Annotated in this window: 24 protein-coding genes; 15 read left to right on the top strand and 9 right to left on the bottom strand. The window is 60.8% G+C overall.

The window, feature by feature from the left end; translation table 11 throughout:
- Positions 1-84: 84 nt before the first annotated feature.
- From hemC to QU606_RS01335, 6 genes are all read left to right on the top strand, one after another.
- Positions 85-1,026: a hydroxymethylbilane synthase gene (gene hemC / locus QU606_RS01310; RefSeq protein ID WP_024078054.1), complete on the top strand. Its 942-nt coding sequence runs from the start codon at positions 85-87 to the stop codon at positions 1,024-1,026.
- Complete coding sequence (locus tag QU606_RS01315) at positions 1,023-1,772, top strand: uroporphyrinogen-III synthase (RefSeq protein WP_102624921.1); 750 nt, start codon at positions 1,023-1,025, stop codon at positions 1,770-1,772. The genes hemC and QU606_RS01315 overlap by 4 nt, the downstream gene beginning before the upstream one ends.
- A 42-nt stretch (positions 1,773-1,814) precedes the next feature.
- Positions 1,815-2,930, top strand: a complete 1,116-nt coding sequence (locus QU606_RS01320; protein WP_024078052.1) for a uroporphyrinogen-III C-methyltransferase — start codon at positions 1,815-1,817, stop codon at positions 2,928-2,930.
- Positions 2,931-2,935: 5 nt separating this feature from the next.
- Entirely contained in the window at positions 2,936-4,177 is a 1,242-nt protein-coding gene (locus tag QU606_RS01325) for a heme biosynthesis protein HemY (RefSeq protein ID WP_024078051.1), read from the top strand.
- A 237-nt stretch (positions 4,178-4,414) separates the two neighbouring features.
- Positions 4,415-4,936 (top strand): disulfide bond formation protein B, encoded by a 522-nt coding sequence (locus QU606_RS01330; RefSeq protein WP_277378887.1) that lies wholly within the window; start codon positions 4,415-4,417, stop codon positions 4,934-4,936.
- A 209-nt stretch (positions 4,937-5,145) separates the two neighbouring features.
- Positions 5,146-5,604 (top strand): Rsd/AlgQ family anti-sigma factor, encoded by a 459-nt coding sequence (locus QU606_RS01335; protein WP_024078049.1) that lies wholly within the window; start codon positions 5,146-5,148, stop codon positions 5,602-5,604.
- A gap of 54 nt (positions 5,605-5,658) precedes the next feature.
- Here the strand turns inward: QU606_RS01335 and QU606_RS01340 are convergent, their stop codons facing one another.
- Positions 5,659-6,336: an FKBP-type peptidyl-prolyl cis-trans isomerase gene (locus QU606_RS01340; RefSeq protein ID WP_277378886.1), complete on the bottom strand. Its 678-nt coding sequence runs from the start codon at positions 6,334-6,336 to the stop codon at positions 5,659-5,661.
- 193 nt (positions 6,337-6,529) lie between these two features.
- Here QU606_RS01340 and QU606_RS01345 point away from each other — a divergent pair, with 193 nt between their 5' ends.
- Positions 6,530-7,699, top strand: coding sequence for an AlgP family protein (locus QU606_RS01345; RefSeq protein WP_193689958.1), 1,170 nt, complete (start codon positions 6,530-6,532; stop codon positions 7,697-7,699).
- Here QU606_RS01345 and QU606_RS01350 read toward each other — a convergent pair.
- Positions 7,696-8,163, bottom strand: a complete 468-nt coding sequence (locus QU606_RS01350; protein ID WP_069077261.1) for a TIGR02444 family protein — start codon at positions 8,161-8,163, stop codon at positions 7,696-7,698. The two genes, QU606_RS01345 and QU606_RS01350, sit on opposite strands and share 4 nt — an antisense overlap.
- A 50-nt stretch (positions 8,164-8,213) precedes the next feature.
- Between QU606_RS01350 and QU606_RS01355 the strand changes: the two genes are divergently transcribed.
- The 3 genes from QU606_RS01355 (at position 8,214) to QU606_RS01365 (ending at position 11,495) form a co-directional block, all read left to right on the top strand.
- A complete protein-coding gene (locus QU606_RS01355) occupies positions 8,214-10,124 on the top strand; it encodes an ATP-binding cassette domain-containing protein (protein ID WP_024078045.1) in 1,911 nt (636 codons plus the stop codon).
- Positions 10,124-10,690: a mechanosensitive ion channel family protein gene (locus tag QU606_RS01360; RefSeq protein WP_069077260.1), complete on the top strand. Its 567-nt coding sequence runs from the start codon at positions 10,124-10,126 to the stop codon at positions 10,688-10,690. Before QU606_RS01355 ends, QU606_RS01360 begins: the two co-directional genes overlap by 1 nt.
- A gap of 172 nt (positions 10,691-10,862) precedes the next feature.
- Positions 10,863-11,495, top strand: a complete 633-nt coding sequence (locus tag QU606_RS01365; RefSeq protein WP_024078043.1) for a LysE family transporter — start codon at positions 10,863-10,865, stop codon at positions 11,493-11,495.
- A 93-nt stretch (positions 11,496-11,588) separates the two neighbouring features.
- Here the strand turns inward: QU606_RS01365 and QU606_RS01370 are convergent, their stop codons facing one another.
- Genes QU606_RS01370 through QU606_RS01385 form a run of 4 tightly spaced genes read right to left on the bottom strand, consistent with a single transcriptional unit; the run spans position 11,589 to position 14,735 of the window.
- On the bottom strand, positions 11,589-12,329 hold the full coding sequence (locus QU606_RS01370) for a penicillin-binding protein activator LpoB (RefSeq protein WP_069077258.1): 741 nt from the start codon (positions 12,327-12,329) through the stop codon (positions 11,589-11,591).
- Positions 12,330-12,332: 3 nt separating this feature from the next.
- A complete protein-coding gene (gene lpoB, locus QU606_RS01375) occupies positions 12,333-12,920 on the bottom strand; it encodes a penicillin-binding protein activator LpoB (RefSeq protein WP_024078041.1) in 588 nt (195 codons plus the stop codon).
- Between the two features lie 35 nt (positions 12,921-12,955).
- The gene (locus QU606_RS01380) at positions 12,956-13,327 is read right to left on the bottom strand and encodes a YcfL family protein (RefSeq protein WP_024078040.1); all 372 of its coding nucleotides are present in this window, start codon (positions 13,325-13,327) and stop codon (positions 12,956-12,958) included.
- A 10-nt stretch (positions 13,328-13,337) separates the two neighbouring features.
- Positions 13,338-14,735 carry a COG3014 family protein gene (locus QU606_RS01385; RefSeq protein ID WP_069077257.1) on the bottom strand — a complete coding sequence of 466 codons (1,398 nt, stop codon included), beginning with the start codon at positions 14,733-14,735 and terminating at the stop codon, positions 13,338-13,340.
- A gap of 316 nt (positions 14,736-15,051) precedes the next feature.
- Between QU606_RS01385 and QU606_RS01390 the strand changes: the two genes are divergently transcribed.
- Together QU606_RS01390 and QU606_RS01395 are read left to right on the top strand one after the other, a co-directional pair.
- On the top strand, positions 15,052-16,947 hold the full coding sequence (locus QU606_RS01390; protein WP_304998044.1) for an FTR1 family protein: 1,896 nt from the start codon (positions 15,052-15,054) through the stop codon (positions 16,945-16,947).
- Positions 16,948-16,949: 2 nt separating this feature from the next.
- Entirely contained in the window at positions 16,950-17,405 is a 456-nt protein-coding gene (locus QU606_RS01395) for a YaiI/YqxD family protein (protein WP_304998045.1), read from the top strand.
- A 111-nt stretch (positions 17,406-17,516) separates the two neighbouring features.
- Here QU606_RS01395 and elbB read toward each other — a convergent pair whose 3' ends face one another.
- Positions 17,517-18,182 (bottom strand): isoprenoid biosynthesis glyoxalase ElbB, encoded by a 666-nt coding sequence (elbB, locus tag QU606_RS01400; protein WP_041161052.1) that lies wholly within the window; start codon positions 18,180-18,182, stop codon positions 17,517-17,519.
- 116 nt (positions 18,183-18,298) lie between these two features.
- On the opposite strand from elbB, the gene QU606_RS01405 reads away from it, so the two are divergent.
- Positions 18,299-19,534, top strand: a complete 1,236-nt coding sequence (locus QU606_RS01405) for a sterol desaturase family protein (protein WP_024078035.1) — start codon at positions 18,299-18,301, stop codon at positions 19,532-19,534.
- Here the strand turns inward: QU606_RS01405 and QU606_RS01410 are convergent.
- Positions 19,515-20,162: a DedA family protein gene (locus tag QU606_RS01410; protein ID WP_024078034.1), complete on the bottom strand. Its 648-nt coding sequence runs from the start codon at positions 20,160-20,162 to the stop codon at positions 19,515-19,517. The two genes, QU606_RS01405 and QU606_RS01410, sit on opposite strands and share 20 nt — an antisense overlap.
- Positions 20,163-20,369: 207 nt before the next feature.
- On the opposite strand from QU606_RS01410, the gene hemB reads away from it, so the two are divergent.
- Together hemB and ppk1 are read left to right on the top strand one after the other, a co-directional pair.
- The gene (gene hemB, locus QU606_RS01415) at positions 20,370-21,383 is read left to right on the top strand and encodes a porphobilinogen synthase (protein ID WP_024078033.1); all 1,014 of its coding nucleotides are present in this window, start codon (positions 20,370-20,372) and stop codon (positions 21,381-21,383) included.
- Between the two features lie 18 nt (positions 21,384-21,401).
- The gene (ppk1, locus tag QU606_RS01420) at positions 21,402-23,630 is read left to right on the top strand and encodes a polyphosphate kinase 1 (RefSeq protein ID WP_024078032.1); all 2,229 of its coding nucleotides are present in this window, start codon (positions 21,402-21,404) and stop codon (positions 23,628-23,630) included.
- A 979-nt stretch (positions 23,631-24,609) separates the two neighbouring features.
- On the opposite strand, the gene QU606_RS01425 is transcribed toward ppk1, so the two are convergent.
- A complete protein-coding gene (locus QU606_RS01425; protein WP_024078031.1) occupies positions 24,610-25,851 on the bottom strand; it encodes a hypothetical protein in 1,242 nt (413 codons plus the stop codon).
- Positions 25,852-26,047: the final 196 nt, after the last annotated feature.

Here is a 26,047-nt window from a genome sequence, read left to right on the forward strand (position 1 = left end):
AGGCCCCGCACTTGCTGATTCAAATCAAAGCGTATTTGCCTGAGCTGTTATTATCTGCCGTATCTATTCAGTACGGATTGATCCATGTCCTCTCGCGAAATCCGCATCGCCACTCGTAAAAGCGCCCTGGCCTTGTGGCAGGCCGAATACGTCAAAGCTCGCCTTGAAGAGGCTCATCCAGGTCTCAAGGTATCCTTGGTGCCCATGGTGAGTCGCGGCGACAAGCTGCTGGACTCGCCGCTGTCGAAGATTGGCGGCAAGGGCCTGTTCGTCAAGGAGCTGGAGACCGCGCTGCTGGAAAATGAAGCCGACATCGCCGTGCATTCGATGAAAGATGTGCCCATGGACTTCCCCGAAGGCCTGGGCCTTTTTTGCATCTGCGAGCGCGAAGACCCGCGCGATGCGTTCGTTTCCAATACCTATGCATCTCTGGATGAGCTGCCTTTGGGCAGCATCGTCGGCACTTCGAGCCTGCGTCGCCAGGCGCAGTTGTTGACCCGTCGTCCAGACCTGCAGATCCGCTTTCTGCGCGGCAACGTCAACACGCGCCTGGCCAAGCTGGATGCCGGCGAATATGACGCGATTATCCTCGCTGCGGCCGGGCTTATCCGCCTTGGCTTCGAAGACCGTATTACGTCAACGATCAGCGTTGAAGACAGCTTGCCCGCTGGCGGCCAGGGTGCGGTAGGTATTGAATGCCGCACGGCAGACAGCGAAATTCACGCGTTGCTCAAACCCCTCGATCACCACGACACCGAAGTGCGCGTCACGGCCGAGCGCGCCCTGAACAAGCACCTCAACGGTGGCTGTCAGGTGCCGATCGCCTGCTACGCCGTGCTCGAAGGTGACACTCTGTGGCTGCGTGGCCTGGTTGGGGATCCGGCCGGTGGCACCCTGCTCACCGCCGAGATGCGCGGGCCACGGCGTGATGCGAGCGCCCTGGGTATCCAGGTGGCTGAAGAGCTGCTGGAAAAAGGCGCTGGCGCCATTCTGCAAAAAGTCTATGGCGAGGCCGGTCCGCAGTGACCGGCTGGCGTGTGCTGCTGACACGGCCTGCCGAGGAGTCGAAGGCCCTGGCGGCGTCGTTGTCCGAAGCCGGCATTTTCAGCAGCAGCCTGCCCTTGCTGGAGATCGAGGCGTTGCCGGTCACGCCCGCACAACAGGCGGTTTTCCGCGACCTGGGCCGTTATTGCGCAGTGATCGTGGTGAGCAAACCGGCTGCGCGCCTGGGTTTGCAACAGCTGGATCGACACTGGCCGCAATTGCCGTGGTTCAGCGTTGGCGCGGCGACCGCCCAGGTGCTGGCTGACCAGGGCCTTGACGTTCACTATCCGCCCACCGGTGATGACAGCGAAGCCTTGCTCGCCTTACCCGCCTTGCGCGAGGCTATTGCACGCCCTGGGGCGCGGGTGTTGATCCTGCGGGGAGAAGGCGGCCGAGAACTGCTGGCTGAGCGTTTGCGCGAGCAAGGTGCTAGTGTCGACTATCTGGAGTTGTATCGCCGCTTCCTGCCGGCCTACGACGCCGGGGTACTGATGCAGCGCATCCAGTTGGAACGCTTGAACGGCCTGGTGGTCAGCAGTGGGCAGGGTTTCTTGCATCTGCAAGCCCTGGCCGGACCCGATTGGCCACAGGTGGCCCGACTGCCGTTGTTCGTACCCAGCCCGCGAGTCTATGAGATGGCGCGGGACGCTGGGGCAGAAAATGTTGTGGATTGTCGCGGCGCGAGTGCTGCGGCTTTGTTAGTGGCGTTAGGCGGCTTTGTCTTATAAAAACATCCCGCCCCCACTCTCTGATACGCAAAGGACGGATACGTGAGCGATACAGCCTTGCCTAAAGATGAAACTCAGCCCGCGCTTGATGCGCCGGTCGAGACACCGGTCGCCGCGCCACGCCGTGGCAATGGCCTGGCAATCGTTGCCCTGCTGCTGGGCGCCGCGGGTGTTGCCGCTGGCGGTTGGGGGATCTGGCAGGTCCGTGCCCTGCAAGCCAGCAGCCAGCATCAATTGGGCCAGGTGCAGACCCTTGATGACCAGTCCCAGTCTCTCAAGCAAGGCCAGCAACAGTTGGCGGCACGCCTGGCACAGTTGCCGGGCGCTGATGAGCTGGAGGAGCGTCGCCGCCTGGTGGCCCAGTTGCAAGGTGATCAGCAGCGCCTGAACCAACGCCTGGAAACCGTGCTGGGGGCCAGCCGCAAGGACTGGCGCCTGGCTGAAGCCGAGCATCTGATCCGTCTGGCGAGTTTGCGACTGTCGGCCTTGCAGGATATCAACAGTGCTCAGTCGCTGGTCCAGGGCGCCGATGAGATCCTGCGCGAGCAGAATGATCCGGGTTCCTACGCTGCCCGCGAGCAACTGGCCAAGAGCCTGGCCGCGCTGCGCAGCACCGAGCAGCCGGACCGTACCGGGTTGTATCTGCAGTTGGCGGCGTTGCGCGATCAGGTCGTGCAGCTGGCGGCGATTGCGCCGGAATACCAGCTTACGGAGCCGGCTTCCCAAGGGCGTCCAACCACGGACACTGACAACCGTTGGAGCCAATGGTGGGAACAGATTTCCCGTTACTTCCGCATCGATTTCAACCCCGATGACAACATTCGCCCGCTGCTGGCCGGCCAAGGCTTGAACCAGGTGCGTCTGGCCCTGAGCCTGGCCCTGGAGCAAGCTCAATGGGCCGCGCTCAATGGCGAGTCGGCGGTGTACAGCCGTTCGCTGGGTGAAGCGCGTAGCGTGTTGCAGGACAACTTCAACCAGGACAACCCCCAGAGCAAGGCGATGCTGGCACGGATCGCCGAGCTTGAGCCCAAGGCCGTCTCGGTGGTGACACCGGACCTGGCCGCGAGCCTGGCGGCCGTGCAGGCGTATCTCGAGCGTCGTCATCTGTCTGCTGACGAAGCCAAGGCTTCGGCTGGCACGCCGGCGACCCAGGAGTAGAGCCGATGAAGCGTTTCTATGTGATCCTGGTGCTGGCGATTGCGATCGCCCTGGCACTGGCCGTGGGCATCTCGAAACATACTGGCTACGTGCTGATTACCTATCCCCATGTGCTGCATTACGAGTCGAGCCTGTGGGCCACCCTGGTGGCGGTGTTTGTCATCGTCCTGGCGATCTACCTGCTCCGCGTGTTGCTGAGCCTGGTGACCACCTCCGGTGGCGTGGTCAACCCATGGTCGCGCCGTAACCGCAGCCGTCGCGTACAAATTGCGATCGAACAGGGCCAGATGGACCTCGCCGAAGGGCGCTGGGCCAGTGCCGAGCGCCACCTGCACCGGGCTGCCGAAGCCGAGCGTCAACCGTTGCTGTATTACCTCGGCGCGGCCCGTGCGGCCAATGAGCAGGGGCGCTACGAAGAGTCGGACAGCTTGCTCGAGCGCGCCCTGGAGCGTCAGCCTCAAGCCGAGCTGGCGGTTGCCTTGAGCCATGCGCAATTGCAGACGGACCGCGGCGATACCGAGGGCGCCCTGGTGACCCTGCAGGCGATGCATGAGCGCCATCCCCATAACGCCCAGGTACTGCGTCAATTGCAGCGCCTGCATCAGCAGCGGGGCGACTGGTCGTCGGTCATTCGACTATTGCCCGAGTTGCGCAAAGACAAAGTCTTGCCCCCTGGTGAACTGGCCGAGCTGGAGCGTCGCGCCTGGGGTGAAAACCTGAGCCTGGCGGCCCAGCGGGAAGAGCAGGGCGAAGCCGGTTTGCAGTCCCTTGAACGGGCCTGGCAGCAACTGACCTCTGCCCAGCGTCAGGAGCCGCAGCTGGTGTTGGCCTACGCTGAGCAACTGCGTCAGTTAGGCGCGGATGCCAAGGCCGAGGAAGTGCTGCGGGGTGCGATCAAGCGCAGCTACGACAGCCATCTGATTCGGTTATACGGCCTGCTGCGAGGCAGTGACCCGGCGCGGCAACTGAAGTTTGCCGAAGGCTGGCTCAAGGACCACTCCGGTGACGCCAGCCTGCTGTTGACCCTGGGTCGCCTGTGCTTGCAGAACAGCCTGTGGGGCAAGGCACGGGACTACCTGGAAGGCAGCCTGCAGGTGCAGCGCAATCCCGAAGCCTGCGCCGAGTTGGCGCGACTGCTGGCCCAATTAGGCGACACTGAGCGCAGCAACCAGCTGTTCCAGGAAGGCCTGGGTCTGCTGGACAGTCGTCTGCTGGCCTCTCCATTGCCGGTACCGGCGCGGGTTTGAGGTAGGAAAAAGAGTGAGCGTTGGCTCGGAATTGTCTGGTAGCCAACGCTTCAATTTTGCCAATGGCCTCGGTTTAATGGGGCTCGTAATGTGTTCCTACGTATTCCTAGGTGATGCCCTTCGCGTTCTGACGGGATGTCCCTACGTTTTCGCGGAATCGTCTGCTCTAGCGTGTATTGAAAGGGCTCGGGCCTTTCCTCTACCGTAACGGCCTATCTCTTGCGTTACGGATCGACAATGTCTTTGGCCCCCTCACGCTCCCTGTTTTTGCTGGCGTTCATGGCAGGTGCGCTGACGTTGAGCGCATCGTTCTATCTGGAATATGGCGCGCTGCTTCGGCCCTGCTTCCTGTGCCAGGTGCAGCGGCTATTTTTAGCGGTCTTTACGCTGATCAACCTGAGCGCTGCCATTCATAACCCCAGGCGCTCTGGCGTCTTCCTTTACGGGTTGGCAAGCATGAGCTGTGCCGTGCTCGGTGCGACTGCCGCCGTACGCCAGGTGCTGCTGCAGAACAGCGTGCCGGATCAAGCCCCCGATTGTTGGCCCAGCGCACAGGACATGATTGAAAACCTGTCGCTTGAGGATGCGGTGCGCTCGGTGTTCAAAGGCACCGTCGATTGCATGGAGATAAACTGGACGCTGTTCGACCTAAGCCTTCCGGAGTGGAGCCTGTTGTTCTTCGTGGCGATGCTGATCCTGGGAGGCGTGCAGTTTTCGCGGCTGTTGTTCAGTCAGCGTTTAAGCTTGGCAAGGCACTGAAAACAGCTCAAAAGCTGTAGGACGGGATTAAACACTTGTATGAACTTTCTCTCCTGCGTACCTTGAAGCCATAGTCATGCGGGCATAATCTGGCCCGCAGGCGTTATGAAACTGTTAGCCAGATGCTGCCTTGTCCGGCCGCCGCTTTATCCTTGAAGTGTTGCGCGGGCACAGCGCGGCAGCGCCCCCAATAGGGAAGAGAGATCATCATGCTGGAAAGTTGTCAGAATGCTCAGGAACGCTGGGGTGGGGTGCACAAGCTGATCGACAGCTGGTTGAAGGCACGTCACGAACTGGTTCGGGCCTTTGATGCTCTTGGCGCCAAGCCCGAGTCTCTGGCTGAGAATCGCAAGCCGTTGCAGGAATTCTGTGGCGTGTTGGTGGACTACGCGTCGGCTGGCCATTTCGGTGTCTATGAGCAGCTGACCAAAGAGGCGGAAGCCTTCGATGACCAGCGTGGGCTGGAACTGGCCGAGACTCTTTACCCGCGCATTGATGTCATCACTGAGAAATTGCTGGCGTTCACCGATCTGTGTGATGCCGGCCAATGTGTTGCCGAGAAATTCAAGGAGTTGGGTGGCCTGCTCCATGAACGTTTCGAACTGGAAGATTGCCTGATCGAAGTACTCCACAACGCCCATAAGGAAGAGACGGCCACCCAGGCCTGACCTTTGCTGGCGAGATAAAAAAACGGTGCGCATGGCGCACCGTTTTTTATTGGGTCAGTGGCGAGTACCGAGCAACTCGATCTCGAATACCAACGGTGTGTAAGGCGGGATCAATTCGCCGGCCCCGTCGGCGCCATACGCTTGTGCCGAAGGGATCACCAGTCGCCATTTCGCGCCGACAGGCATCTGTTGCAACGCACTGCGCCAGCCGTCGATCACACTGTCCAGGCGGAACCATTGAGGCTGGGTGCTCTGATCGAACACCGTACCATCGGGTAAACGCCCCACGTATTTCACTTGCACCTCATCGCTGGCCAATGGTTTGTTGCCATTGCCGGGCGTCAGCTCTGTGAGCAGGATGCCATCCGCCAATTCGCGCACACCGGTTGCCGATTTTTCCTTGGTTAAAAATTGCTGTTCCGCCGCCAGCGCTTTTTCACTTTTTGGAACCTGTGTGTCGGCTTCACTCTGTTCTTCGTGCTGGGCCAGAATCTGTTCGATGCGTGCGTTATCCAGTGCCAGTGGCTTGCCTTGATACGCTTGCTTGAGGCCCTCGACCAGCGCCTGGATCTGCAGGTCGGGGACCTCCTGGCGCAGCCGTTCGCCGAGGCTGGCGCCCAGGCTGTACGCGAGGTCGTGCTGGTCCTGGGGTGAGGTTTTGGGCGGCGACTGCTCGCTTGCATTGGCCCCGCCAAGCACCAAGCCAAGCACAAGAAAAAGGTAACGCGACATACGCATGTCTCCCGCCGAAAGTGCGACGGATTATGCCAGTGTGATGAGGTAAAAAGTGGCGTGGTCTTTCGTTATATCGATAAGAATTTTCGCACGGTGCAACGCAAGGCAAAGGATACTGTCAACATGCCCTAGCGGCGGTAAGAGCAGAGGGCTAGTATGAGCCGCACCCACGTCAGCCAGGAGGTAAACCATGTCGGCCAAACAGAAGCCTGTAAATACCCCGTTGCATTTACTCCAACAACTTTCGGGCAGCCTGCTCGAACATCTGGAAAGCGCATGTTCCCAAGCGTTGGCCGATGCAGAAAAACTGCTCGCCAAACTGGAAAAACAACGCGGTAAAGCGCAAGAGAAGCTGCACAAATCCCGCACCAAACTGCAAGACGCCGCCACTGCCGGCAAGGCCAAGGCACAAGCCAAAGCCAAAGACGCTGTCAAAGAACTTGAGGACCTGCTGGACGCCCTCAAGGATCGCCAAGCCGAAACCCGCACCTACATTTCCCAACTCAAAAAAGATGCTCAAGAAAGCCTGAAATTGGCCCAGGGCGTTGGTCGTGTGAAGGAAGCTGTATCTAAAGTGCTCGGCGCTCGTACCCCTGCAAAAGCTGTAGCGACCAGCGCGGCGAAAAAACCGGCGAGCAAAGCTGTTGCAGCGAAGGCGCCGACTAAAGGGGCTGCCAAGCCAGTGGCTAAAACCGCTGCTGCAAAACCAGCCGCCAAGCCAGCTGCCAAAACCGTTGCTGCAAAACCAGCCGCCAAGCCAGCTGCTAAAACTGCTGCTGCAAAACCAGCCGCCAAGCCAGCTGCTAAAACCGCTGCTGCAAAACCAGCCGCTAAGCCAGCTGTTAAAGCCACTGCTGCAAAACCAGCCGCCAAGCCAGCTGCCAAAACCGTTGCTGCAAAACCAGCCGCCAAGCCAGCTGCTAAAACTGCTGCTGCAAAACCAGCCGCTAAGCCAGCTGTTAAAGCCACTGCTGCAAAACCAGCCGCTAAGCCAGCTGCTAAAGCCACTGCTGCAAAACCAGCCGCCAAGCCAGTTGCTAAAACTGCTGCTGCAAAACCAGCCGCCAAGCCAGTCGCTAAAGCCGCTGCTGCAAAACCAGCTGCCAAGCCAGTTGCTAAAGCCGCTGCTGCGAAACCAGCCGCCAAGCCGGCCGTTAAAGCCGCTGCCGCGAAACCAGCCGCCAAGCCAGTGGTTAAAGCCGCTGCTGCGAAACCCGCTGCTGCCAAGCCTGCACCGGCCAAGCCAACGGCTCCAGCAGCGCCTGCTGCTAGCCCGGCAGCGACCACCGCTCCAACCGCATCGGCCAGCAGCACCCCTGCACCGGTAGCGCCAAGCACCACCCCAACCAGCGCTTCCTAAGTGCCGGTGACTTCGACGCGCAGCTGCTGCAGCGCGTCGGGGTCAAGGTTGGCGGCATCCTCAGTCGCCAGTCTTTCCAACCATTGCGGTTGACCCACGCCATCACCCGCCTGCCATCCCAGAACCAACGCCTCCAGGCGTGCCAGCAACTGTCGCTCGGCATCCAGCTCCAGGGCCTTGACCCGTTCCCGCAATGCCGCCAATGATTCATCCTGCTGTGCCAGCTCTCGCCATTGCACCCGCACCCGACGCAAGGGTTCGATGACCTGCATCTGCCAAGGCCGGGCAATTTGTTGCAGTGCCTGCACGCGCTCGGGTACACACCCTACACCTCGTTGTTCCAGCCAGGCCCCGCAGAGCAACAGGCACACATCCGCTCCTTGTTCCTGGAGGCGCAGGCACGCGGCCTCCACGCCCGGGCGGGTGTAAGTCGAGAGGGCAAAGCTCCACAGGTCAGCACACATATTCACACCCAAGCCAGCGGCCTGCGAAGCTGGTAGACTCCGCCGCCATTATGATCCGACTTCAAAGCCTAACATTACAGCGTGGCCCGCAACGTCTTCTCGAAGACGCCGAGCTGACCCTGCACGCCGGTCACAAAGCCGGCCTGATCGGTGCCAACGGCGCCGGCAAATCCACGTTGTTCGCCCTGTTGCTGGGTGAGCTGACCCCGGATTCCGGGGACTGCCTGCTGCCGGCCGACTGGCGCATCGCCCATATGCGCCAGGAGATCGACACCCTGGACCGCATTGCGATCGACTACGTGCTCGATGGCGACCTGCGCCTGCGCCAGGTTCAGCACGACCTGGCCGAGGCCGAGAAAGCCCAGGACGGTGCCGCCCAGGCGCGCCTGCACTCGGAACTCGACAGTGCCGACGGTTACACCGCCGACGCCCGCGCGCGCAAGATGCTGGCCGGCCTTGGCTTTACCAACGAGCAGATGGACCGCCCGGTCGCTGACTTTTCCGGCGGCTGGCGCATGCGCCTGAACCTGGCCCAGGCGCTGATGTGCCCCTCGGACCTGTTGCTGCTCGATGAGCCGACCAACCACTTGGACCTCGATGCAATCCTGTGGCTGGAGGACTTCCTCAAGAACTACCAAGGCACCTTGCTGCTGATTTCCCACGACCGGGATTTCCTCGACGCCGTGGTCGACAACATCGCCCACGTCGAACAGAAGAAAATCACCCTTTACCGGGGTGGCTACACCGCGTTCGAACGCGCCCGTGCCGAGCGCCTGGCCCAGCAGCAACAAGCCTACGAGAAGCAGCAGGCGCAGCGTGCGCACATGGAAAGCTACATCGCTCGGTTCAAGGCCCAGGCCACCAAGGCCCGCCAGGCCCAGAGCCGGATCAAGGCACTGGAGCGCATGGAAGAGCTGTCGGCGGCCCACGTCGATTCGCCCTTTGATTTTGTGTTCCGCGAATCGGTGAAAATCTCCAGCCCACTGCTCGACCTCTCGGATGCGCGCCTGGGCTATGGCGACAAAACCATCCTCGAGAAGGTCAAGCTGCAGCTCACGCCGGGCGCACGCATCGGTTTGCTCGGGCCTAACGGCGCGGGCAAGTCGACGCTGATCAAGAACCTCTCGGGTGAGCTGCAGCCCCTGGCCGGCCGCCTGACCCGTGGCGAGAACCTGGTAGTGGGCTACTTCGCCCAGCATCAGTTGGACTCCCTCGATGCCAAGGCCAGCCCGTTGCTGCACCTGCAGCGCCTGGCACCGACCGAGCGCGAGCAGACCTTGCGCGATTTCCTCGGCGGGTTCGACTTCCGTGGCGCACGGATCGATGAGCCCGTGTTGAACTTCTCCGGTGGCGAAAAGGCTCGCCTGGCCCTGGCGTTGATCGCTTGGGACCGACCGAACCTGTTGCTGCTCGACGAGCCCACCAACCACCTGGATCTGGAGATGCGCCTGGCGTTGACCATGGCCCTGCAGGAATTCAGCGGTGCGGTACTGGTGGTGTCTCACGATCGCCACTTGCTCAAGAGCACCACGGACAACTTCCTGCTGGTGGCCGATGGCAAAGTCGAAGAGTTCGATGGCGACCTGGACGACTATGCGCGCTGGCTGACGGATTACCGCCTGCGCAACGCACCGGTCAGCAACACCCCGGTCAACCCGGACAAGACCGACAAGAAAGCCCAGCGCCAGGCCGCTGCCGCGCTGCGCCAGCAGTTGGCGCCGCACAAACGCGAGGCCGACAAGCTGGAAGCCGAGCTGGGCAAGGTCCATGAACGCCTGGCCAAAATCGAAGCCAGCCTGGGCGACAGTGCCGTGTATGAAGCGGCCCGCAAGGACGAACTGCGCGACCTGCTGGCCGAGCAGGCCAAGCTCAAGGTCCGTGAAGGGCAACTGGAGGAAAGCTGGATGGAAGCCCTCGAACTGCTCGAAAGCCTGCAAGCGGAGCTGGAGGCGCTGTCCTGATGGATACGTTGCAGCTGCCGTTCCCGGCGCAATGGGTCGAGCCGGTGTGGATCGGTGTGCAAATCCTGCTGATCCTGCTGGCCGGCTACCTTGCCCAGCGCTTTGTCGCAAAAGGCCTGACCCGCCTGGGTGAGCGTTACCCGTTCCCGCCACAATTGCTGATGCCGCTGCGCGGCGGCTTGCGCTGGCTGATCATGGGCAGCGCGCTGATCTTTGTGTTGGAGCGCCTGGGCGTTTCCGCCACGGTGTTGTGGACGGCACTGTCGGGGTTTGTGGCGGTGGCGGCGGTGGCGTTCTTTGCCATGTGGTCGGTGTTGTCCAACCTGCTGTGCGCGATCCTGATTTTCACGGTCGGGCCGTTTCGTCTCGGTGATATCGTCGAGCTGGTAGACACCGTCGACAAGCCCGGCGTGAAAGGCCGGGTGGTGGCGATCAACCTGCTCTACACCACGCTGATCGAGGTCGAGGAAGCAGGGACCGGCAGCGCAGTGGTGCAGGTGCCCAACAGCTTGTTCTTCCAGCGTTCGGTACGACGTTGGCGCGATACAAGCGTCTCACCTCTGTAGGAGCGAGCTTGCTCGCGAAGAACGTGAACGATACCGCGGGGAGCCTGACGCCCAGCGGCGCCTCTTGGCTTTTCGCGAGCAAGCTCGCTCCTGCAAGAAATCTATAGCCATTCCTTGGTCGTCGGAGTTAGCTTAAGGCACAACAATCGCTGACTCTTTCCCGAGGTGTGTAATGGCACTCGACACATGGCTGGCCTTTTTCCTGGCCAGTTGGATCATCTCCCTTTCTCCTGGCGCTGGCGCCATCGCCTCGATGTCCAGTGGCTTGCAATACGGTTTCCTGCGCGGTTACTGGAATGCCATTGGCCTGCAACTGGGCCTGGCGATGCAGATTGCGGTCGTTGCTTGCGGCCTGGGTGCCATTCTGGCGACATCTTCCACCGCCTTCTATGCGATCAAATGGTTTGGCGTGGCGTACCTGGTGTACCTGGCCGTCAAGCAATGGCGTGCGCTGCCCATGGACATGACCGATGACGCGGCGGTGCGCCCGATCGGCAAGCCGATGGCGATGATGTTCCGGGGTTTTCTGGTTAACGCCAGCAACCCCAAGGCGCTGGTGTTCATGCTCGCGGTGCTGCCGCAATTCGTGAACCCGCAGGCGCCGCTGTTGATCCAGTACCTGATCCTGGGTGCGACGATGATCAGCGTCGATATGATCGTGATGGCGGGGTATACGGGGTTGGCGTCGAAGGTGTTGCGGTTGTTGCGCACGCCTAAGCAGCAGAAGCGTATGAACCGCACGTTTGCCGGGTTGTTCGTAGGGGCTGCCGGCTTCCTCGCCAGCCTTCACCGCGCCACGGCATAACTGACGAAACCGAATCAAAACTGTGGGAGGGGGCAAGTCGAATCGTCGCACCGCCCCTCCCACATTAGTTTTGCGGTGTGTGTGAATAGGGCGTCAGCGCAGGATCTTCGGCGCTTCATCCCTTGGCAGGTTGTTGCGCAACACCGGCTGACCGGGGTCTTGATACTCTCCGCCCAGTTGCTCCGCCAACTGCCGCGCCACATCTTCACCCAGCGCTTTCGACACCTCCTTCACCACACGCGGCCGGTTCAGGCTTACGCGCACATCACGGCTGTTCACCAGCTTGGTGTCCTGGCCCTCACCCATGGCGGTGAACGCCGAGGTGATTTCGAAAGTGCGGGTGTTGATCAGGCTGAAATCCGCCACCAGTGTCAGGCCCAGCACCGCCGAGTAACTGTTGGTGTGGTCCAGGGCGTTGATGTCCTGGGTGAAGTCGATGTCTGACAGCGTGCCGAACAGCACGTAGTCCGCACCCTTGAAGTTGCCGGCCTTGATGCGTTTGATCACATCGTAGACGTCTGCCTTGGCGTCGGCCGTGTAAGGCGTGCCCTGCACCAGTTGGAACTGGCGCGACTTGAGGATCTCGCCCTTGATGTCACCGCTGAATTTACGCAGCTCGGTCTGTTCGATGTAGCGGGTGCGGCTTTCGTACTCGCTGTAGTTTGACGCGCCACTGGCGTGGTAAGCGCCGGCCTGGAAGTTGTTGCTGGCCGAGACCTGGTGAATGTACTCCTCGACCTGTGCCTCATAGGCCAGGTCGGTCACCGCGATCTTCGGCGCGGCCGATGCGCCAAAGGCGCACAGCAGGCTGATCATGCCGATCCATGCACGCATTGCTTAGCGCTCCGTGGTCTTGCGGATTTCTTTTTCGTCCATCCATTCGGCCAGGCCGCTCTCGACGTCGATCAGTTGCAGGCTGAACTTGTAGAACACGTCCTTGTAGTCCGAGCTGCGCTTGACGATGGAGCTGATCGAGCCTTCCAGGCGGTACTTGGCGGCGACCATATTGCCGGTCTTGCTCACGGTGGATTTCTTGTACAGGCCGCTCTGGTTCTGCAGCTTGAGTTGGTCGACCTGGCTTTGCATATCGGTGTTGTCGCTGGCGAACCGCGCGGTGCCGGTCTTCATCAGCTGGGTCTTGATCGACGTAGTGATCTCGCGGGTATCGATGTACTCGCTGGTCTTGTTCTTCACGTCATACACCTGCACTACCGGGCGCCCCTGGAGGATGCCGGACTGGGCCAGGGAGCGGGTCATGCTCTCGGCGATCATCTGCAGGTCGGTGGAACCGAATTCGTTGGTCACCAGTTCCACAGCCTTGGTATCGCCGTAGCTGATGTTTTTGCCGCCCAATACCGGTGAAGTATTGGCGCAGCCGCTGGCCAGGACGGCGACCACGGCGAGCATCGAGAAGCGTGCAAACATGGGGATATCTCTCTGTAAGCGGAGGGAGGAGGGCTTCAAGGCGTCTTCACTTCAAGACGGAAGTCCGCCGCCTGGGGCAAATTGGCGATGGCCGGCAGGAACGTGGCCTGGTTGGCGTACAGGTTCAGCACCTTCCAGGTCTCTTCATCGCCTACCGGGAAACCGTCGGCGCCCAGCCAGGCGAAGCGGTAATACATCATCTGGTTGCTGCTGGTGATGTTGCTCAACTGCACCTTGGCCGTTAGAAAACCGTTCTCGCGGGCGACGCGGATGGCACCGACGGCGATGCCCTTGAACTTGCCCATCACCACGATCTTGCTGGCGGCACTGCCGGGTGCCGGGGGCGGCGGGGTCGCGCAGCCGGCGAGCAGGACCAGCGCCAAGGCGCCGAGGATGAAATGACGCATAGCGCGCTCCTTAGGGTTGTTTGAGGGTGGCGATAGCCTGGGGTTGAGTGCTCGGGACCACATGGGCCGCGAGGCCGCCGGCGAACACTTGGTTGCCGACTACGCGCAGGGTGATCACCTGGTAGCGCTGATCGGCCTTGATCGTCACCAGCGTGCCACCCAAGGCGTTGGGCAGGCTGACCTGGTGCTCGCCATGCTTGAGGCGCAGGCGCGTGACTTGGGTCATATCCGGCAAGGTGCGCCAGGTCCGGGTGTCGGCGCCTTCGGCCACGGCCGAAGCAATACCCAGCACCAGGCCCGCCATGGGGTTGGTCTTGTTCAGGTTGTTTTGCGCCACGCCACGGCTGATCGCGCGCACGGTGGTGCGCAGGATGATCCCCGGCATGTCGTCACGCAGTGCGCGACGGGACATCGCGGTGGTGCTGTTGAGCGCGGTGAGGTTCTGCTGCCGCCCGTCGACGCCGATTTGGGCGAAGGCCGGGGTGGAGGTGTCTGCCTTGATCACCGGGAACGACAGTGGGGTGATCACCAGGTTGCCGTTGATCGGTATCGGCAAGGGCAGACGGATCGAATCGCGGGCCGGTGCCAGGCCGCTTTGGACCACGATCAGCACGTCGGTTTCATCGGCGCCGACCTTGGATTTATCCAGGTCCAGCAAGGCCTGTTCCAGCAGCGGGGTATTGGGGCGCAACTCGGCCGCCTTGCGATAACCCGGTGCGGCCAGGTCTTTTTCACCCAGGGCTTCGTAGACGAACCCGGCGAGGTAATGGCTGAACGCACTCTGGTAGCTGTTCTTCAGGCCGACCACTTCGGGAGCGTCCAGGGCTTGCACCGGATAGCCGCGCAGGTCCTTGATCTGGGTGGTCACGCCCTGGCGCTCGGCTTCGTCTTCGCGCTTGAGGTATTCCTTGTCGCGCAGGTCGGCGATCACGGCTTCGCGTTCGTGGGTCTTCTTGATCTCGGTGCGCGCGCCGTCGAAGTCATTCAGGGCCAGCAGGTTCAGGGCCATCTGGGTGGTCAGCATGACTTTTTCGTAGTCATAGCCTTCATAGCGACGCACTTTGTCGTTGACCAGGAAACTGCCGAATTGGGAAAGGTACTTTTCGCTGTCGAACTTGACCGACTCTTCCCATTTGTAGACTTGCAGGTCGGCGCTGCGCCAGGCGGTCTGGCTGCCAGTCAGGTCGCCCCTGGCCCGCAGCAATTCCCCTTTTTCAAAGAAATAGAGCAGGTCCTTGTCTTCGCCGGTGTTGTTCTTTTCCAGCAGGGTCAGGGCGGCGTCGACATTGCCCGTGGCCAACTGCTGATTGGTGGCTTGCAGCTCGGAATCGTAGCTACGAAACATCGAGCAACCGGACAACACGGTGACCGCCGCGAGCGCTAGCGGGGTTAAGGCGCGAAATGCCATGGCAAGCTTCTTCCCTGAACGTAATCAGCCGAGGTGCTGGTCGGCTCGAATCACCAATCGCAGGATGCACGGCGCGTCCTACTAATTCCTCATAAAAACGAGGAGCAAAATTCCCTTTCGCGATAACAGGGCGCGGCATTATAGGCGTCATTAATGGCAAAACAATGGCTTTTTGCTGTGATCTAATCGACAAAAAGCCATCATGGCTTTTCAAAAGGCTCGGTTCTTCTTCTGCTCTGCGAATCACATACGCCTTGAGTCAAAGCGCATAAACCTCAACAATGTGTTACTTCGTATTTCCCCTTGAGATTCATTCATGACTGCCCCCTTCCGTGTTCTCGCCTGGCTGGTGTTGCCGGCGTTGATGTCGTGCAGCTTCAACCTGTTGGCCGCGAGTCCTGAAGGCGCGCAAAAAGCCCTGCATTTGCTGGATTACATTGGCGCGGACTACCCCCCGACAGTGGCGGCGGGCAAAGTCGTTGATGAGTCGGAATACCGTGAGCAGGTGGAGTTTCTTGGGGTTTTGCAGGGCCTGGTCGTGGACTTGCCGTCGAAACCCGAGCACGCCGAGCTGGTAAAGGGTGTGGATGAATTACAGGCGGCCGTGACGGCTCGTCAGGATGGCGCGACCGTGGCCCGCCAGGCCCGTCAGTTGGGCGCCAAGCTCGCGGTGGCGTATGAAGTCAGCCAGGCCCCGGCAATCACCCCTGACCCAACGCGAGGTGCACCGCTCTATGCACAGCATTGTTCGGTCTGCCACGGCACGGCGGGTACCGGTGATGGCCCGGCGAGCGTAGGCATGACGCCACCTCCGGCGAACCTGCGAAATGCTGTACGCCTGGACCGCCTGAGCCTGTATGCGATCTACAACACCCTTGGCCTGGGCGTCGAAGGCACGGACATGCCGTCCTTCGCCGACCAACTGGACGATCGCCAGCGTTGGGACCTGGCCACTTACATCGCAGGCTTTACAGCCGATCCGGCCGCAGCCAAAAGCGAACACCCCTTCAACCTTGCCGACCTCGCCCGTCAGACACCCAATGAAGTGCTGACCAGTGCCGGTCCGGCCGCTGCCGCGACGTTCCGGGCCCAGCGCGCGCAACCGCCGCAGGTCAAGCGTGGCCCGGCGCAGTTGCTCGACTACACCGCCGCGACCTTGGACAAGAGCCTTGCCGCGTTCCGCAACGGTGATCGTGAACAGGCCTACGACTTGTCGGTCGCGGCGTACCTGGAAGGCTTCGAGCTGGTGGAAAGCTCCCTGGATAACGTCAACGCCACTGTACGCAAGGACACCGAAAAAGCCCTGATGGCCTATCGGCAGTCGTTGCAGGATGGCTTGCCGATCGAACAGGTGCAGCAGCGTCTGGACATGGCCAAGGGCAAGCTCACCGAGTCTGCCGGTTTACTGGGCGGCGACGGTTTGAGTTGGTCGCTGAGCTTTATTTCCGGGCTGTTGATCCTGTTGCGCGAAGGGTTGGAAGCGATTCTGGTGCTGGCGGCGATCCTCGCCTTCCTGCGCAATACCGGCCAGCAATCGGCGGTGCGCAGCGTCAATATTGGCTGGGGCCTGGCGTTGTTGGCCGGCCTCGCGACCTGGGCGTTGGCGGCGTATGTGATTGACGTCAGCGGCGCACAGCGCGAATTGCTCGAAGGCTGCACGGCGCTGTTCGCCAGCGTCATGGTGCTGTGGCTTGGCGTGTGGATGCACGACCGGCGCCACGCGGCAGCCTGGCAGGACTACATCAAGAGCAGCCTGGTGGGCGGCGGTGGGCGGTTTGGCTTTGCGGTGCTGGCGTTCTTCTCGGTGTACCGCGAACTGTTCGAGGTGATCCTGTTCTACGAAACCCTGTGGTTGCAAGCCGGCCCGGCCGGGCACAACGCTGTGCTGGCGGGTGGTGCCACGGCGTTGGTGCTGCTGGTGGGCCTGGCATGGGTGATCCTGCGCGGTTCGGCGAAGCTGCCATTGGCGCTGTTCTTCGGTATCAACGCCGCCCTGTTGTGCGCGCTGTCGGTGGTGTTCGCCGGGCATGGCGTGAAGGCGTTGCAGGAAGCGGGCATTTTCGGCACGCGGCCAGTGGCGTTCTTTGACTTCGATTGGCTGGGTATCCACGCCGATGCCTACTCGCTGAGTGCACAGGTGGTGGCGATCCTGGCAATTGTGGTGCTGTACAGCCGCAGCCGTGTGGCTGACAAGCGCCGATTGGCGGCCTGACCATGCGCGTGTGGATCGATGCCGATGCCTGCCCTCGGGCCGCCAAGGATCAGGTGGTGAAATTTGCCCTCAAGCGTCAGTTCGAGGTGGTGCTGGTGGCGGGGCAGAGCCAGATCAAGCCGAGCTTTGCCTGCGTGAAGCTGATCGTGGTACCCAGCGGCCCGGACGCGGCGGATGATTACCTGGTGGAGCACGCAGTGCCCGGCGAATTGGTGATCTGTAGCGATGTCCCCCTGGCTGACCGCCTGGTGAAGAAGGGGGTTACAGCCCTTGATCCACGGGGCAAGGAATTCAGCCCGCAAAACATGAGTGAGCGGTTGGCGGTACGCAACCTGTTCACCGATCTGCGCGAGCAGGGCCAGATGGGCGGCGGCCCGCCGCCCCATGGGGAAAAGGACAAGCAGGCGTTTGCCAACGCACTCGACAGGATACTGACGCGGTTGATGCACCAGACCTGATCCTGTGGAGATTGAGCGTTGTGGAGAAGGCGCTTGCTGGGGAGTGAGCTTGTTGTCGAGAGTGAGCTTGTTGTGGCAAGGGGGCTTGCCACAGAAGCCTATTCATCGCGACTAATCGTTTTCGTGCGTCAGCTCCAGCACTCGGTCCACCAGCTTGTTGATGCCTGACGCGACCTCGCTGATGTTCTTGCCGAGCATGTAGGCCGGGGTGCTCACCAGCTTGCGCGCCTTGTCCTCGACAATGTCTTCAACCCCGCATTCCTGGTGGGTGGCGCCCATCTTGTCCATGGCGGCCGCGGTGTCGGCATCGTTGCCGATGGTGCAGGTGACGCCCGGGCCATAGATCTTCGCCGCCAGGGCCGGCGAGATGCAGATCAAACCTATCGGCTTGCCCGCTTCGGCAAAGGCTTCGGCGAGTGCCAATACCTGCGGGTTGATACTGCAACCGGCACCTTCGACGGCGAAGTTCGACAGGTTTTTCGCCGCGCCAAACCCGCCAGGCACGATCAACGCGTCGAAGTCTTCGGCGTTGGCGTCACGGATGTCCTTCACGTTGCCCCGGGCAATGCGTGCCGACTCCACCAGCACATTGCGCGATTCAGGCATCTCTTCGCCCGTCAGGTGATTGATCACATGCAGTTGCGCAATATCCGGGGCAAAACATTGGACCTGAGCACCGCGCTGGTCCAGGCGCAGCAAGGTGATCACGCTTTCGTGAATCTCTGCGCCGTCATACACGCCGCAGCCGGAAAGGATCACTGCAATCTTTTTGCTCATGGGCATTTCTCCTGGGGTCTTGGCGTTAAATGTCTACTAATTTGTCATCTGTTGCCAATGGGAACTCTCGCCGCAGCACCTAATCTTGATGTAACAAAAATAGACCGGACTAGCCCATGGACTTCGTGCCTTACGCGGTACCGTTTTTCATCGCCTTGATCGTGGTTGAGTTGCTGGCCGATCGTTGGCGCAGCCAGCGTAACTACCGGGTGGCGGATGCCATCAACAGCCTCAGCACCGGCGTGCTGTCTACCACCACGGGCTTGTTGACCAAGGGCGTGGGGCTGCTGACCTATGCGTTCGCCCTCAAGCACCTGGCACTTATCGAGTTGCCTGCCCAGAGTGCCTGGACCTGGGTGTTCGCTTTTGTGTTCTACGACTTCTGCTACTACTGGCTGCACCGCATGGGGCATGAACGCAATATCCTGTGGGCCGCCCATTCGGTGCATCACCAGAGCGAGGACTACAACCTCAGCACCGCCCTGCGCCAGACCAGCACCGGCTTTCTGCTGAGCTGGATCTTCTACCTGCCCCTGGCCGTGCTTGGCGTGCCGCTGGTGGTGTTTATCAGCGTGGCTTCGCTCAACCTGTTGTACCAATTCTGGGTTCACACCCGCCATGTGCCCAAGCTTGGCTGGTTCGAGTGGTTCTTCGTCACGCCATCCAATCATCGGGCCCACCATGCACAGAACGCTCTCTACATGGATCGCAACTACGGCGGGGTGTTCATTATTTGGGACCGGCTGTTCGGCACCTTCCAGGAAGAAGACGACAACGAGCCGGTGATTTTCGGCGTGACCACACCTTTGGCCAGTTGGAATCCGCTGTGGGCCAACCTGCAGTTCTATGCGCAGTTGTGGAGTGATGCGCGACGCACCGAACGCTGGTGGGACAAGCTGCGCATCTGGTTCATGCGTACCGGCTGGCGCCCGGCGGACGTGAAGGCCAAATACCCGTTGGCCAAGCCAGACCTGAGCCAGTTCCGTAAATTCGACGTGCCGCTGGACGCGCGCCAGCAGGTCTATATCGCCCTGCAATTTGCGGCGTATGTGGGGTTTGGCAGCTACTTGATGAATTTCGGCGAAGGTTTGCCCACGGCCGCACTGATCCTGGGCTGGAGTGCAATGGCGCTGGGCCTGTTTACGTTGGGCGTGGCCCTGGAGAATCGCCCATGGGCGTTGAAGGCGGAGCTGGTGCGCCTGGCGCTGAACGTGCCCTTGGTGTGGCTGGCGCCGCTGCTGGGGCTATGGCCGGCCAGCCACCTGGGCTGGCTGGGGCTGCTCAGTTACAGCTTGCTCAGTGTGATCGGCCTCTACTGCTGCAGAGGCCGGCTTACTCGATTGGCGTCTTAGGCGCATCGACTTTAGCGGGCTCGGCCTGTTGCTGTTCGGCCAGTCGGGCCTTGGCGTCGGCGCACGCCTGGCGGGTGATGCGTGCGTTCTTGAAGCGGCGGCGCAGCCACAGGCCGAGGCCCAACAGCAATAATGCGCCCAGCACCCACAGCTCGTACTTCTTGACGCTGCCCAGCATGCCTTCCAGCACCGCGCCGAAGTGATAGGCCGCGGCCCCGAGCGCGGCGGCCCAGACGGCTGCGCCTATCCCATTGAGGATCAGGTAGCGGGCCGGCGGGTAGCCTGACAAGCCAATCGCCACCGGCATCACCGTACGCAAGCCGTAGACGAACCGGAAGCTCAGCACCCAGATGTCCGGGTGCTTGCGGATATGTTCCAGGGCCTTGTCGCCCATCAATTGCCAGCGCGGCTTGCGCGCCAACAGTTTGCGGCCGTGCTTGCGCCCCAGGAAGTACCACAGCTGGTCGCCGGCATAGCTGCCAAAAAAGGCAACGACGACCACCAGGTTGATATCCATGTATCCACGGAACGCCAGGAAGCCTGCGAGTACCAGGATGGTCTCACCTTCGAAGAACGTGCCTAGGAATAGGGCAAAGTAGCCGAAGTCATGCAGAAATTGTTGAAGCATGGTCTGGGTGCTGGCGAAATGAACGCGCAGCCTACGCCTTCGTGATCATTCATGAAAGTATCGAGATGTGTCACGAAGTGAACATTTCCTACATAAACGACGAATGCGACTACAGGTCGCATCGATAAGCACAACTGTCATTCCTTCGTCATAATGGCCGCTTATAACTGCAACGCTCGCCCGTAAACACGGGCTCAGGAGTCTGTCGTGAGCTTTACCCCTGCCAATCGCCTGTTCCCTGCCACCCGTCTGCGTCGTAATCGCCGTGATGATTTCTCTCGCCGCCTGGTTCGTGAAAACGTGCTGACGACGAACGATCTGATCCTGCCGGTGTTCGTGCTCGACGGTGAGAATCGTCGGGAAGCGGTGGCATCGATGCCAGGGGTCGAGCGCTTGACCATTGATCTGCTGCTTGAAGAAGCCGCGAACTGGGTGGCGCTGGGTATTCCGGCGTTGGCGCTGTTCCCGGTGACCCCGCCTGAGCTCAAGTCCCTCGACGCTGCCGAAGCCTGGAACCCGGACGGTATTGCCCAGCGCGCCACTCGCGCCTTGCGCAAACGGTTCCCGGAGCTGGGGGTGATCACCGACGTGGCCCTGGACCCGTTCACCACCCACGGGCAGGATGGCATCCTCGATGAAGACGGCTATGTTCAGAACGACATCACCGTTGACGCGCTGGTCAAGCAGGCCTTGTCCCACGCCGCCGCCGGTGCCCAGGTGGTCGCCCCGTCGGACATGATGGACGGTCGCATCCAGGCGATTCGCGAAGCCCTGGAACTGGCCGGCCACGTCAATGTACGGATCATGGCCTACTCGGCCAAATATGCCAGTGCCTACTATGGCCCGTTCCGCGATGCGGTGGGCTCGGCACTGAACCTGGGCAAGGCGAACAAAGCCTCGTACCAGATGGACCCGGCCAACAGCCATGAGGCCCTGCACGAAGTGGCGGCCGACCTGGCCGAAGGGGCCGACATGGTGATGGTCAAGCCCGGGATGCCCTACCTGGACATCCTTTACCGGGTCAAAGAGGAATTCAAGGTGCCGACCTTTGTCTATCAGGTCAGCGGTGAATACGCCATGCACATGGCCGCGATCCAGAATGGTTGGTTGAGCGAAGGGGTGATCCTCGAATCCCTGACTGCCTTTAAACGTGCGGGTGCTGATGGCATCCTGACCTACTTCGCTGCCCGCGCTGCCCAATTGCTTAGAGAGCAACAATAGCCCTCACAGGAACACTCGATGAATACCGAAGGACTCTCCGAAGTTGCCGTAAAAGACGCTCACCCGGTGGTTGAACAAATCGCCGAGACCCCGCCGGAGCTGGAGCCGGCCCCGCCCGTTGCGGTCGCCGAAGCGCCCGTGCCCGCGCCGGCACCGGTGGCGGTGGTGACCAACCTGGATGACAGCAGCCTGTACATCCACCGTGAGCTGTCACAACTGCAATTCAACATCCGCGTGCTGGAGCAGGCGCTGGATGAGTCCTACCCATTGTTGGAACGGCTGAAATTCCTGCTGATCTTCTCCAGCAACCTGGACGAGTTCTTCGAAATCCGCGTCGCCGGCCTCAAGAAGCAGATCACCTTCGCCCGTGAACAAGCCGGTGCCGACGGCCTGCAGCCACACCAGGCGCTGGCGCGCATCAGTGAGCTGGTGCACGGGCATGTCGATCGCCAGTACGCGATCCTCAACGACATCCTGCTGCCGGAACTGGAAAAACATCAGGTCCGCTTTATCCGTCGTCGTCACTGGACCACCAAGATCAAGACCTGGGTGCGCCGCTACTTCCGTGACGAAATCGCACCGATCATCACGCCCATCGGCCTCGACCCGACGCACCCGTTTCCGTTGCTGGTGAACAAGAGCCTGAACTTCATCGTTGAGCTAGAAGGTATCGACGCGTTCGGTCGCGATTCCGGCCTGGCGATCATCCCGGCACCGCGCCTGTTGCCACGGATCATCAAGGTACCGGAAGAGGTAGGGGGCGCTGGCGATAACTATGTGTTCCTGTCGTCGATGATCCACGCCCACGCCGATGACCTGTTCCAGGGCATGAAGGTCAAGGGCTGCTACCAGTTCCGCCTGACCCGCAACGCCGACCTGGCCCTGGATTCCGAAGACGTCGAAGACTTGGCCCGTGCCCTGCGCGGTGAGTTGTTCTCGCGGCGCTACGGCGATGCGGTGCGCCTGGAAGTGGCCGACACCTGTCCGAAGCACCTCTCGGACTACTTGCTCAAACAGTTCAACCTGGGCGAGAGCGAGCTGTACCAGGTCAACGGCCCGGTCAACCTGACGCGCCTGTTCAGCATCACTGGCCTGGACAGCCATCCAGAGCTGCAATACACGCCGTTCACGCCGCAGATCCCGAAACTGCTGCAAAACAGCGAGAACATCTTCAGCGTCGTGAGCAAGCAGGACATCCTGCTGCTGCACCCGTTCGAGTCCTTCACCCCGGTGGTCGACCTGCTGCGCCAGGCCGCCAAGGACCCGCATGTATTGGCCGTACGCCAGACCCTGTACCGCAGCGGCGCCAACTCGGAAATCGTCGATGCGCTGGTCGATGCGGCGCGTAACGGCAAGGAGGTCACGGCAGTGATCGAGCTGCGTGCGCGGTTCGACGAAGAGTCCAACCTGCAACTGGCCAGCCGCCTGCAAGCGGCCGGTGCGGTGGTGATCTACGGCGTGGTGGGCTTCAAGACCCACGCCAAGATGATGCTGATCCTGCGCCGCGAAGCCGGCGAGATCGTGCGTTACGCGCACCTGGGTACCGGTAACTACCATGCCGGCAACGCCAAACTCTACACCGACTACAGCTTGCTGACCTCCGATGACGCCCTGTGTGAGGACGTCGGCAAGTTGTTCAGCCAGTTGATCGGCATGGGCAAGACTTTGCGCATGAAGAAGCTGCTGCACGCGCCGTTCACCCTGAAGAAGGGCATGCTCGACATGATTGCCCGCGAGACCCAGTTCGCCCTCGAAGGCAAGCCGGCGCATATCATCGCCAAGTTCAACTCGCTGACCGATCCGAAGATCATCCGCGCGCTGTACAAGGCCAGCCAGTCCGGCGTGCGCATCGACCTGGTGGTGCGTGGCATGTGCTGCCTGCGCCCAGGCATTGCCGGCGTCTCGCACAATATCCATGTGCGCTCGATCATCGGCCGCTTCCTGGAGCACACGCGGGTGTTCTACTTCCTCAACGGCGGCGAAGAGCAGATGTTCCTCTCCAGCGCCGACTGGATGGAGCGCAACCTCGACAAGCGCGTGGAGACCTGCTTCCCGGTGGAAGGCAAGAAGTTGATCATGCGGGTCAAGAAAGAGTTGGAAAGCTATCTGACCGACAACACCCACAGCTGGAGCCTGCAGTCGGACGGGCGCTATGTGCGCAATACGCCAACCGGCAACCAGAACCCGCGCAGCGCGCAGGCGACGTTGCTGGAGAGGTTGGGTAGCCCGATTCTGTCGGTGAACTGAGGCGGTATTCGGGCTTAGGGAATGCCCTCAAACAGCGAAGATAGAAGACGGGGGCGAAAGCCCCCGCTTTTTTTTCGATGTTGTTGGCGAGCTGTCAGTCGCCCACCTTTACAGGCCGCAGGGTTATTTGCGTTGGGCCGAATGTCCAAAGTGCCACGCTCAGGTCGCTTCTCCAAACACTACCCCATTGACGGGAATTCAATTCTCCTCCCGTATTGAGTCCACCGCCGTGCCAACTCCCGGCTTCAGCAGATGGCGGCATTGTGATTTGACTGACGGCCCATAGACACAGGAGGCCGCTGACAACCATTCTGCATTTCATAAGTGCAACTCCTTCTTTCGGTGCATGCAGCGCCGCGATGGCTATTGATGTCCCGTAACTGCAGTCGGACGGGCGCTATGTGCGTAATACGCCAACTGGCAACCAGAACCCACGCAGCGCGCAGGCGACGTTGTTGGAGAGGTTGGGTAGCCCGATTCTGTCGGTGAACTGAGGCGGTACTCGGGCTTAGGGAATGCCCTCAAACAGCGAAGATGGAAGACGGGGGCGAAAGCCCCCGCGGTTTTTTCGATGTTGTTGGCTAGCTGTCAGTCGCCCTCGATGCTTTGGTTAAGGACTTAGCAATAGATTTTTGTGATGAAGTCGTCAGGGGTTACTCGCCCCCATCGGTATCCACCCTTACAGACGGCAGGGTTAGGTGCGTTGCGTTCAGTGACTGAAGTGCCACGCCCTGAATTCGAGTCACTACCCAAGCCAGGGTCCACATGAAATGGACCCCATTCATGGGTCCACACTATTTTGGTTAAATCGTCGCGCCAACTCACCTTCCCGGCTTCAGCAGATGGCGGCATCGTGACTTGACTGACGGCCCATAGACACAGGAGGCCGCTGACAACCATTCTGCATTTCATAAGTGCAACTCCTTCTTTCAGTGCATGCAGCGCCGCGATGGCTATTGATGTCCCGCAAACCTGCTTTTCAGGGGAGCCGCGTCGTTACAGCAACAACGGTTTGTGTGCTGTCCATGACCACTCCGGCTATGTACGTTCCATTTTTGGAAATGACCGTCACCTGGTTGTTTTTGCCGCCGCCAATCGACGGCAGGCATACCGTTCCTGCCGTCGGTGTCCAGGTGCAACCCTGTGAGTATTGGTCGCTGGTAAGGATGTTCAACCCAACGACAGTACTGCTGGAAATCGCACCGGCTTCGCCCCATACGCTTCCACTCGGAAGAGGGATGATCGTGATGACCGGGATAGGGAGCACGGAGGGTACCCAGGTCATGTACTGGTATCGCCCATCTGCGGTGTTCTGGGACACCAGCACCAGGCCTTCCTCGTTGATATCGATGGCCATGTTTTTTGAGCCCGAGGACAAGTTCAGTACCAGGGGCATGGCATTCTTGCTGCTCCAGAAGGCACTTTTCGCCACGTTTACTGACGAGTTTGGATAAATGCATGTCCCCACAAACCTTGCAGTGTTAGTGGCGCTGCTGACCGTACAGTAACTAGCCCCAGTGGGCAGGGCCAAGTCAGTCAGGTTGTAGGATAGTCCGGTTTTTTCCGCGACTCGCGGGGTGGTATTACCTGCATTGTTCGGGCAATTGAGTGCGATTTGCGGGGTGCCGGTGGTGGGCCGGTTGATATCTGCGACGGTGCAATTGTCCCCCCAGCCGGACACGCGTTCAGGTGTCCCGCTGCCGGAGGCATAAAACACTACGGTTCCCCGGCTATCGGCATCGAAGCTTGAACCCGCCACGTCGCCTTGGTCATTGATCGCAACGCTTTCGGTAGCGACATCTTTGGGGCGTAGCAGGGGGATTAACAATGTAGCGGGTAGCGAATCCAGCTTGGTGGGCGCCGTTCCGGGAGACGCGGCGTCCCACACCACTGCAAAGTGGGAATTGCTGGCGTCCCTGCAATTGCCCGCCACTTTCCCATTGTTGGACACTACCCAAACGCTGCAGGGTTGCCCGCTCGCCAGAGGGGGCAGTGCCGTTTGGGGGCCGTGTGCGGAGCCGTCGGCCACCCATGGGATGTTGTTGGCGGTGGCGCTGGCCGGCTTGCAGTTGCCCACGGTCGTGCCACTATCGTTGATGTCGACCGGCGCGCATTGTGCACCTACGGTTGCGGAGAAAGGTGTCCATGTGGCTGCATGAGCAATGCTCAGGCCAGCAGTCCAGAGGCCTAGGCCTGTAAGCGTGATCGCTGATAATTTCATAGTGTGCCCTTCCCTGGAACGAGACGGTCTGTTGGCCCTTGGCGTTACTGCCTGTTACGCGAGGGGGTGAGCGTGAGTAAAAACTGATCGGCAGGCGTGCGCAACTGTCATATTTGACAGGTCTGTACGAGTGGTGACGGGGGGAAGAGCGAGGTGTCTTACGCGAGCCAATCTGGGAGGGGCGGTGTGCCCCTCC

This window comes from Pseudomonas sp. OVF7 (assembly GCF_030644265.1).
Taxonomy (GTDB): Bacteria; Pseudomonadota; Gammaproteobacteria; order Pseudomonadales; family Pseudomonadaceae; genus Aquipseudomonas; species Aquipseudomonas gorinensis.

What these genes read in the sequence shown, in the direction of transcription:
- QU606_RS01425 (WP_024078031.1), bottom strand. Translation starts at nt 25,851, where the DNA reads ATGAAATTATCAGCGATCACGCTTACAGGCCTAGGCCTCTGGACTGCT.
- QU606_RS01380 (WP_024078040.1), bottom strand. Translation starts at nt 13,327, where the DNA reads ATGCGTCATTTCATCCTCGGCGCCTTGGCGCTGGTCCTGCTCGCCGGC.
- QU606_RS01345 (WP_193689958.1), top strand. Translation starts at nt 6,530, where the DNA reads ATGTCGGCCAAACAGAAGCCTGTAAATACCCCGTTGCATTTACTCCAA.
- QU606_RS01395 (WP_304998045.1), top strand. Translation starts at nt 16,950, where the DNA reads ATGCGCGTGTGGATCGATGCCGATGCCTGCCCTCGGGCCGCCAAGGAT.
- hemC (WP_024078054.1), top strand. Translation starts at nt 85, where the DNA reads ATGTCCTCTCGCGAAATCCGCATCGCCACTCGTAAAAGCGCCCTGGCC.
- QU606_RS01335 (WP_024078049.1), top strand. Translation starts at nt 5,146, where the DNA reads ATGCTGGAAAGTTGTCAGAATGCTCAGGAACGCTGGGGTGGGGTGCAC.
- ppk1 (WP_024078032.1), top strand. Translation starts at nt 21,402, where the DNA reads ATGAATACCGAAGGACTCTCCGAAGTTGCCGTAAAAGACGCTCACCCG.
- QU606_RS01385 (WP_069077257.1), bottom strand. Translation starts at nt 14,735, where the DNA reads ATGGCATTTCGCGCCTTAACCCCGCTAGCGCTCGCGGCGGTCACCGTG.
- QU606_RS01330 (WP_277378887.1), top strand. Translation starts at nt 4,415, where the DNA reads ATGTCTTTGGCCCCCTCACGCTCCCTGTTTTTGCTGGCGTTCATGGCA.
- QU606_RS01340 (WP_277378886.1), bottom strand. Translation starts at nt 6,336, where the DNA reads ATGTCGCGTTACCTTTTTCTTGTGCTTGGCTTGGTGCTTGGCGGGGCC.
- QU606_RS01360 (WP_069077260.1), top strand. Translation starts at nt 10,124, where the DNA reads ATGGATACGTTGCAGCTGCCGTTCCCGGCGCAATGGGTCGAGCCGGTG.
- elbB (WP_041161052.1), bottom strand. Translation starts at nt 18,182, where the DNA reads ATGAGCAAAAAGATTGCAGTGATCCTTTCCGGCTGCGGCGTGTATGAC.
- QU606_RS01370 (WP_069077258.1), bottom strand. Translation starts at nt 12,329, where the DNA reads ATGCGTGCATGGATCGGCATGATCAGCCTGCTGTGCGCCTTTGGCGCA.
- QU606_RS01350 (WP_069077261.1), bottom strand. Translation starts at nt 8,163, where the DNA reads ATGTGTGCTGACCTGTGGAGCTTTGCCCTCTCGACTTACACCCGCCCG.
- QU606_RS01390 (WP_304998044.1), top strand. Translation starts at nt 15,052, where the DNA reads ATGACTGCCCCCTTCCGTGTTCTCGCCTGGCTGGTGTTGCCGGCGTTG.
- QU606_RS01355 (WP_024078045.1), top strand. Translation starts at nt 8,214, where the DNA reads ATGATCCGACTTCAAAGCCTAACATTACAGCGTGGCCCGCAACGTCTT.
- lpoB (WP_024078041.1), bottom strand. Translation starts at nt 12,920, where the DNA reads ATGTTTGCACGCTTCTCGATGCTCGCCGTGGTCGCCGTCCTGGCCAGC.
- QU606_RS01405 (WP_024078035.1), top strand. Translation starts at nt 18,299, where the DNA reads ATGGACTTCGTGCCTTACGCGGTACCGTTTTTCATCGCCTTGATCGTG.
- QU606_RS01325 (WP_024078051.1), top strand. Translation starts at nt 2,936, where the DNA reads ATGAAGCGTTTCTATGTGATCCTGGTGCTGGCGATTGCGATCGCCCTG.
- QU606_RS01365 (WP_024078043.1), top strand. Translation starts at nt 10,863, where the DNA reads ATGGCACTCGACACATGGCTGGCCTTTTTCCTGGCCAGTTGGATCATC.
- QU606_RS01410 (WP_024078034.1), bottom strand. Translation starts at nt 20,162, where the DNA reads ATGCTTCAACAATTTCTGCATGACTTCGGCTACTTTGCCCTATTCCTA.